The 8632-nt window shown below is 45.3% G+C and carries 6 protein-coding genes; 5 read left to right on the top strand and 1 reads right to left on the bottom strand.

From position 1 onward, the window contains the following. Positions 1 to 381: 381 nt before the first annotated feature. Positions 382 to 555 (top strand): hypothetical protein, encoded by a 174-nt coding sequence (locus RIE73_RS36525; protein WP_446405829.1) that lies wholly within the window; start codon positions 382 to 384, stop codon positions 553 to 555. Then, positions 519 to 1301 carry a DUF6816 family protein gene (locus RIE73_RS36520; RefSeq protein WP_446405828.1) on the top strand — a complete coding sequence of 261 codons (783 nt, stop codon included), beginning with the start codon at positions 519 to 521 and terminating at the stop codon, positions 1299 to 1301. The genes RIE73_RS36525 and RIE73_RS36520 overlap by 37 nt, the downstream gene beginning before the upstream one ends. Before the next feature lie 3 nt (positions 1302 to 1304). Here the strand turns inward: RIE73_RS36520 and RIE73_RS36515 are convergent, their stop codons facing one another. Then, entirely contained in the window at positions 1305 to 1475 is a 171-nt protein-coding gene (locus RIE73_RS36515; RefSeq protein WP_446405827.1) for a hypothetical protein, read from the bottom strand. 414 nt (positions 1476 to 1889) lie between these two features. On the opposite strand from RIE73_RS36515, the gene arsS reads away from it, so the two are divergent. The 3 genes from arsS (at position 1890) to RIE73_RS36500 (ending at position 8460) form a co-directional block, all read left to right on the top strand. After that, on the top strand, positions 1890 to 2885 hold the full coding sequence (arsS, locus tag RIE73_RS36510) for an arsenosugar biosynthesis radical SAM (seleno)protein ArsS (RefSeq protein ID WP_446405826.1): 996 nt from the start codon (positions 1890 to 1892) through the stop codon (positions 2883 to 2885). 88 nt (positions 2886 to 2973) lie between these two features. Further along, on the top strand, positions 2974 to 3279 hold the full coding sequence (locus RIE73_RS36505; RefSeq protein WP_446405825.1) for an ArsR/SmtB family transcription factor: 306 nt from the start codon (positions 2974 to 2976) through the stop codon (positions 3277 to 3279). 189 nt (positions 3280 to 3468) lie between these two features. Continuing rightward, positions 3469 to 8460 carry a CHAT domain-containing protein gene (locus RIE73_RS36500; protein WP_446405824.1) on the top strand — a complete coding sequence of 1664 codons (4992 nt, stop codon included), beginning with the start codon at positions 3469 to 3471 and terminating at the stop codon, positions 8458 to 8460. The last annotated feature ends 172 nt before the right edge of the window (positions 8461 to 8632 follow it).

Raw genomic sequence — 8632 nt, 5'->3', positions numbered from 1 at the left:
TAGGAATTTAACCCACATAGATTACTTAGTTGTCAAGGTGCAATTTTAGTTAATCTAGGGCTGCACCTTGCCACCTTTTCCTATTAGTATCTTTAGAGCAAAAATCTAATAGTTATAGGTGAACGAGTCGCCCCAATCCCTAATAGGGATTATAGAGGATTTCGACTGCCGACCTCTGAAACGCTTGCTATATTTAATTTTCAATGTACGATTTCGACAACCTCATATAACTATAGCATTTCAGCCATCGCCTTTGACAAGACCCCTTAAACAAAATAGGCTCAAATCCTTTGTGCATAAGCTTTTCAGCTATTGCGACAACCCCCTAAACAGCAAAAGAGGCGGCAAACCCTTACCCGATAAGGGATACAGCCTCAAATTTTGACTCCTCTGAAAAAACACCTACTGGTTGTCGCATCTAGACCGAGAAATTGGCATGATTGGATAGAAGTTCACTACCGAGGTGTGCGATCGCGCTCTCTGTTGTTAACCGATACCCAGCAAAGGTCAATTCTATTGTGGCGATTCTCTCTAGACTCATCGGATGCGGCTTAATCCTAGTCTACTGCCTTTGGACAAATCCAGCCCAAGCCGGACAACTCGCCGATCGCATGGCGCAATTCCCCAATTGGCAAACTAAACCCCCAGTAACGGCGGCGACTGGGGATTTGGTTTACCCCGATTGGATGGAGGGAACCTGGAACGTTACCAGCACCCTCGTCGAACAAGTTGCACCCTTAGCGCCAGAGATAGTCACGCCGGGATTTGAGAGTAATCGCCGCTATTTAAATCAGCCGATGCAGTTTCAGGTACGGTTTGAACGGGTTGATCAAGTTCAATCCAAATCTCGCGATCGCATTATACCCCTTCCCCAACAAACGGAATCCGCCGTTGTTGCTGATCGAGAATTTAATGGCTTAAATATCACCCAAGCCTATCTCGGCGATAGCGCTATTCGTTCAGTTAAGGTTGATCCGGCGTCTGTGAATCGACAGATCACCGAATTGCGATCGGGACGCCAACTTATCTCTATTGTTACAGGTCGAAACACAGAAACCCCCAGCCGCGATCGCTTTATTGCCACAGAAGTCACCAACCAATACTTTCGCGGTACACCCCAACCCTATTTAAATCAGGTGGAAACCACAACCGCTTATCATCAATTGCCATCACCCGATTCCGGAATTCAAGCATGGCAAATCACCGCGATTTATCTTTCTCCTCAAGATCCTGATTATTTTCAGGCGTTGGATCAACCCGTCGCCTTGTATCGGTATCGACTCCAGCTAGAACCGATCTAATTGTTAAACATCCCATATTGCCATTAGAGTGCCAGGATTTGCTGATGATTTAATCCACCGACACGCTAATTTTTTCTTACTCAGAGGCTTGCCATCCATCAAGAAGGCTTTTCCGGTTAATCTAGAACTATCGTAAATCGTTTCTTTGCGGGATTCCTCTTTCACTCCTTTCATCGTTTTGCTCCTGACTTAATGGCATGAATTAACCCAATCTTAACCTGTTATTTAAGCGCCTTGGTGAAGCGGTAATGAAGGTTGAACGCAAAACTGTAAAGCTTTTATTTTTTGTTTTCAAAGATTATTGATAAGTAGTCGGACAAAAGAAAACAGCACGCCCACGCTTGTTTTGTAAACAAGCATCAAACCCTTACTGTTGCCTGTTGCCTGTTGCCTGTTCCCTAATCTCAACCGTTAAGGTTAATGAAAGTCCAACTACTTATATAGATTAAGCTGATTCTCAGCAAAAACTCATTGAACTCCTGTTCAATTGATCTCGGTCAGACTAAATGATTTATGATAGACTCAGCTAGCCGATATGGATTTGGCTAGTCCGATGCTGAAGTCAAGATACATTTCCAGGGATTTAACATGACACAGACAGCCACATTAGCGGTAACACCGTTTCGCCAAAAACTGAGAACACCTTTAACTAAAAACAAAATTACGGTTCTGCAAATCAATCTGGGGAAACGCTGTAATCTCGCCTGTACCCATTGCCATGTAGAAGCCGGACCTAAACGCACGGAAGAACTGACCCCGGAAATCTGTGACCAACTTATCGAACTGATTCATCGCTTTCCGCAAATCCAAACCGTTGATTTAACGGGGGGTGCGCCGGAAATGAATTATGGGTTTAAACCCTTAGTTGAAGCAGCGCGGTCAACGGGGAAAGAGGTGATTGTGCGGTCAAATTTGACGATTTTCTTTGAATCGGGATACCAGGATTTGCCAGACTACTTTGCCCAGCATCAGGTGAGAGTTGTTGCTTCGCTTCCCTGCTATTTAGAGGATAATGTGGATAAAATGCGGGGGAAAGGAGTTTACAATGATTCGATTCGGGCAATTCAACGGTTGAATCAATTGGGGTATGGGAAAAATCCGCAGTTAATCCTGGATTTGGTTTATAATCCGGTGTTGCCTGTGAGTAAAGATTTTTCCTTAACGCCGAATCAGGTGAAGTTGGAACAGGATTATAAACGGTTCCTTAAGGACAATTTTGATATTGAGTTTAACCAGTTGTTTACGATTACCAATTTGCCCATTGGCAGAACCAAGTTTTATCTGCAACGAACCAAGCTGTATACACCGTATCTGAAGTTTCTGGAAGAGAACTTTAATCCGACGACGGTGGAACATTTGATGTGTCGGAATGAACTCTCGATTGATTATCGCGGAAATGTTTACGACTGCGATTTTAATCAGATGGAAGAGATTCCGGCTCAGTCGGGTACTGGGGATAGGTTAACTGTGGGTAAGCTTTTAGCCGCAGGAAGCTTGGATATCATTGACGAAATTCGCACCGCTTCCTATTGTTACGGTTGCACGGCTGGGTGTGGTTCCAGTTGCGGTGGTGCGTTGACGTGAGGGATTCAAGGCTTGGCGTGTTTTTTTGGGGAAATTATGAAATAAAATTCATATTAATACCCATTCAATCCATGCTGGTGATTAGCTGATGAATCCGAAAACCGTATCCCCTCAATCCCTCTGTGTCCGCAAGCTGAAGGTTTTGGCGGATACCACTCGTTTGCATGTCCTACAAATGCTTATGGATGGACCTAAACATGTGGGTGAATTGAATGCTGTGTTGGGAATAGAACAAAGTTTACTATCCCATCACCTGAAAGTTCTACGGGATGAGGGGTTTGTTACTGCAACACGGGATGGGAAATCGGTGCTTTATCACTTTGTTCCTACGTCAAAATCGGTAAAGGCGGGTAAGGCAATTGATTTGGGGTGTTGCTTGCTTTGGTTTGATTAGTTTTTTGTCAGTTAAGTCGGGGTGGGGTTAGAGAGCAGGGGAAGCAATGTAGAGACGTGCCATGGCGCGTATGGGAGCAGGGGGAGGGCTACCAGCCTAAAACTTAATGAGCCTGCTGTTTTCTTTTGTCCGACTACTTAGAATATTAACTATAGGTAGATAAAAATACTGATGTTGGGGGCGGGTGCAATGGCAGAAATACCTCAAACCCAGTCGGGTAGGGAATGGCAGAGTCTAGGGCGTTGGTGTGCGATCGCGTCTTGTTCTCTGGTGGGGGCAATCTTTGGCACTGGGGTTATTTTATCCCCAGCATCCCTGAATGCACAACCGATTACTCCTGCGGCTGATGAGACGGGAACGGTGGTGACGCCGAATGGGAATCAATTGGATATTACAGAGGGCAGTTTGTCAAGGGATGGCGCGAATTTATTTCATAGTTTTGAGCAGTTTGGATTAGAGTCGGGTCAAATTGCCAACTTTTTATCGAATCCAGAAATTAGGAATATTTTCGGGCGGGTGGTTGGCGGTGATGCTTCAATTATTAACGGGTTGATTCAGGTAACTGGCGGCAATTCTAATTTATTTCTGATGAATCCGGCGGGGATTGTGTTTGGGGAAAATTCGCGGTTGAATGTCCCGGCGGATTTTACAGCGACGACAGCCACGGGGATTGGTTTTGGTGAGGGGAATTGGTTTAATGCGTTTGGCGGGAATGAGTATCAGGATTTAGTCGGAAATCCCAGTGGTTTTGCCTTTGATTTAGCGCAACCAGGAAGCGTGATTAATGCGGGGAATTTGGCGGTAACAGAGGGGCATAATTTAACGCTACTGGGGGGTACTGTTATCAGCACTGGGGAGTTGGCTGCACCAGGAGGAAATATTACAGTTGCGGCGGTTCCGGGGGAAAGTTTGGTCAGGATTAGTCAACCGGGACAGTTATTGAGTTTAGAAATAGCACCGCCACGGGATAGTCAGGGGATGTTGCTTCCAGTTTCGCCGTTGGATTTAGCAACATTGTTGACGGGGAGTGGTGAAACAGGGGAGACAGGGTTAACAGTTTCAGCGGAAACAGTAAAGGTAACCGATACAGAATTCAGCGTCGGAAATGGAGACGCGATCGCCAACAGTATAACAGCCCAAACCGCAACATTATCGGCGTCTAACAATTTAATGTTAGTTCCCGTAGGGGCGCACCGACGTGCGCCCTCTTTGGTAACAACAGGAGATTTAACTCTTTTAGCTGGGAGTACAGTTATTGCGCGGGATAATCTGGCGCATCCGTTTATCGCCCAGGCGGGTGGAAATTTGTATATTCAGGGGAATCAAGGGATTGACATTTGGGCGCTGAATCATCTCCAAACGCCGTTTGTCAGTGGCGGAAATCTCAGTTTAGTCAGTAATGGAATTATTTCCGGCGATGCTCACTTTGCCAGTGGCGGGAGTCTGGCGATGCTGAATTTATCGGGGGAACCGGGGAATTTTGTCAGTTTGAATGACCCGATTATTAGTGTTAATGGGGATATTGTATTTGGTGATTATAGGGGAGCCGCCCTCAAAGTTGAAGCGACAGGCAGCATCACAGTTAATGGAGATATATCCATTGACTTTCCGGATAATTCTCCATCTCTTCCTGATGGGCAACCTGGCTCAGATTTAGACCTTTTGAAAAATCAAAGGGCATTGATCCTACGGGCAGGTTTACCCTCTTTGGAGAATCCAGAAAATGTACCTCAATTTAATGTACCAACTTCGGGAACGGATTTTACATCTCCTGGCAGTTCTTCTCCGCTGGGAAATATCACTATTACAGGAACAATTAATACTAGCAGTCAAGGCATTGACGCTGGTCCCATAATATTATTTGCTTCTGGTGATATTTCAGCAGGACAGATTAATGCAACATTCTTCACCCTAGAATCCAGACCAGGCAATGGAGGTGATATTGATATTACCGCAGGTGGAGATATCACGATTGATAACGGATTTGAAACTTTTTCAGCTTCTGAAAACGCTGGTAGTCTCACGTTTGAATCCAGAACAGGTGACATCAGAATTAATTGCCTTTCGGGTGCAGCAAATTGTATAGAGGTTCCAGCTTACGGGAATGGAGGTAATATCGATTTCAACAGTCCACAGGGAATGATTGAAATTAAGGGTCAAGTCGATGCTTCAAGCGGGGCGAGGAATAGTGGTAATATTACTCTTACTGCGAAGAATGATATTATAACTGGTGAGCTGAGAACTAGAATAGGGGGTGGTAATGGTGATGCGGGCAATATTACTATTGATAGTGCAGAAGGCTCAATCAATATTGATAATATTGTGGCAAGTTCCCTAAACGGTAATGGTAGTACAGTGAAACTTACTGCTCCAGGCAACATCTTCACGGCGGCTATTACATCCAGTTCTGAATCTGGCATGGGAGGAACAATTACTATTAAAAGCGGTGGAATAATTGACACTACAGCAGGTGACTTAGACTCCAGCACAAATAACGGTAATGGAGGCACAATCAAACTAGAAGCTCCCGGCGACATTTTTACGGCTGGTATTGATACATCTGGTAGTGCCAATGGGGGCGATATCATACTTACCAGCGGTGGTGCTATTGATACCGCAGCAGGTATTTTAAATGCGGCGGGTGGTGAAAATGGCGGTAATATAAATCTTTTTGCACCCCGCGATATTTCCACAGGTGAAATCACCTCATTCTTGAGTGGTTTTAGTGGCAATAGTGGCAACATCAGTATTACTAGCGAAAATGGGAATATCGATACCAGCCAAGGCGCACTCATTACCTCCTCTGGTTTGGGAACAGGTGGTGATATCACCCTTGACGCCGCAGATAGCATTACCTCTGCTAAAATTGACGCTATTTCTCAAACAAACCAAGGTGGAGAAATCCAACTTACCGCACCAAACACGATTACTCTCAGTGGCGATATCACCACCAATCAAAATAGCTTAATCTTCAACGGTTCAGTTATCCTCGCTGACGATATTTCCATCACCCTATCCGGTACTGGCGATATTACCTTCCACGACACCATTGATGGAACTCAAAACCTGACTCTCGAAACGGAAAACGGTATTATTGAATTTAACGATATTATCGGTGGCTCAACTCCTCTCAACAATTTAATCGTTCAAGGCAATATTACTGACAACCCAATCGGGGTCAATATCACAGCTATCAATAACATTATTACCGATAATCTCACCTCACCCACAGCCATTTCTTTTACCAGTACCCGTGGACAAATCAAAACCGGAGATTTAACCTCACCCGCAGGTATTTTCCTTACCAGCAATAGCGGACAAATCGAAACAGGTATTCTTGATTCCTCTAATCTTAATGATGGCGGTGATATTACTCTCGATGCCCGTGGCAATATTAAAGTCAGCCAAATTAACGCTCAAAGTCTGGGTGATGGCAGTGGCGGAGATGTGGATATTACCACCCCCAGTTATTTCCAAGCCACCGACTCCTTCACCGACAAAAATAACATCAACGCCAGTATTTCTGTCGCTGGGGGTGACAACGGTGGAACCATTATTATTCGCCACGGCGGAGACGGTGAGATTCCCTTTATTGTCGGTAATCCTGATATCAACGGCACAGCAGGCGCGATTACTAGAGGCGATGACGCGGGGATACAGACAATCGAACCCACTAGAGATTATTACTTTACCCACAAACGGGATAGAAACCGCATTCAAATTATATCCATTCTGGGCGCTGTACCTCTACCGCCAACGCCCATCCCTGTGCCAGAACCAACACCCAAGCTAAACTTAGATCAAAATCCCATTGAGTCGTTAGCCTTTCGGGTTGGGGATACGTTAGACGCCGCTACTACGATTAACCAAGACCCAGAAACCGGAAACTATAATATTAGCTGGGAATTTCCTGGCGAACCACCTATCAACCTCAACGTTAACCCCCCAACTCCACTCGAAGTCACCCCCCAAGATGATATTGTCGCTGAAATCGACCAACTCTTTGAAGATGAATTTGAAGACTACTTTGGCGAAAACTTAACCAATGCCAACGTTACCGCCGAAAGCTTACGGGAAACCCTGAAAACTATTGAACAGCAAACCGGAAAACGTGCGGTTGTCATCTATGCCCGTCATCTGCCAGAAGGATTAGAACTGATATTAGTTTTACCGGAAGACAATTATATCCGCAAACTGGTTCCCGTCGCTACTACTACCACCCTAAACAGTACCGTTGAGGAATTTCAGGAGATGGTTCAAGATATTACCGAATCCCGTGGCTACCTCCCCGCCGCCCAACAGCTTTATCAATGGTTAATTGCCCCCCTGGAATCCGACTTAGACGCCTTAGATATTGATACGCTTATCTTCTGTATGGATGCCGGGTTACGTCAACTTCCTATGGCAGCCTTACACGATGGCAAGCAATTTCTGATTGAAAACTATAGCATTGGTTCCATTCCCAGTGTTAGCCTCACTAATACGCGCTATCAACCCGTTAAAGATGCCCAAATTCTCGCCATGGGCGCGACTGAATTTGCCGATTTAAGGGAATTACCCACAGTAGACACTGAATTAAAGATTATCACCCAAACCTTGTGGACAGGCGAATCCTTCCTCAACGAAGAATTTACCCTCAGTAACCTGAAAACCGAGAGTCGCCGCCAACCTTTTGAGATTATCCATCTCGCCACCCATGCTGAATTTAATGATGGTAATCCGAGTAATTCCTATATTCAACTGTGGGATACGAAACTGAGACTCAATCAAGTGCGCCAACTGGAATGGTATTTACCCCCGCCTATCGAATTATTAGTCCTCTCAGCCTGTCAAACCGCCCTGGGAAATATTGAGGCTGAATTAGGATTTGCGGGGTTAGCGGTACAAACTGGCGTCAAGTCGGCGGTAGCCAGTCTGTGGTATGTAGGCGATGAAGCGACGCTGAGTTTAATGAGTGGATTCTATGCCCAATTACGCCTACCGGATATCACGATTAAAGCCGAAGCCTTGCGTCAAGCGCAACTGGCGATGTTACGGGAACAGGTGTATTTTGAAGGCGGGAAGTTAACGGGAATTGAAGGGTTAGATGTTGCACTTCCTGGATTGGGAAGTCGGGCAAATCAACGATTATCCCATCCTTATTATTGGGCAGGATTCACGATTATTGGTAGTCCGTGGTAGAGAAGAGATCCCCCCTAGCCCCCCTTAAAAAGCTATGCATTAGTCACATCTTTCTTAACAATCCACAAGTCTTATGGTGTCTGGGTTGGGGAGCAATGCTTAATATAGCTTAAAAAATAAATATGGCTGTATCCAACCATCGGGCTTGGGGCGTTGTTTTTTGTGCAAAGGG

It is taken from the genome of Coleofasciculus sp. C1-SOL-03 (assembly GCF_040220555.1).
Lineage (GTDB): Bacteria > Cyanobacteriota > Cyanobacteriia > Cyanobacteriales > Coleofasciculaceae > Coleofasciculus.
This window is presented reverse-complemented; position numbering and strand designations above follow the sequence as displayed.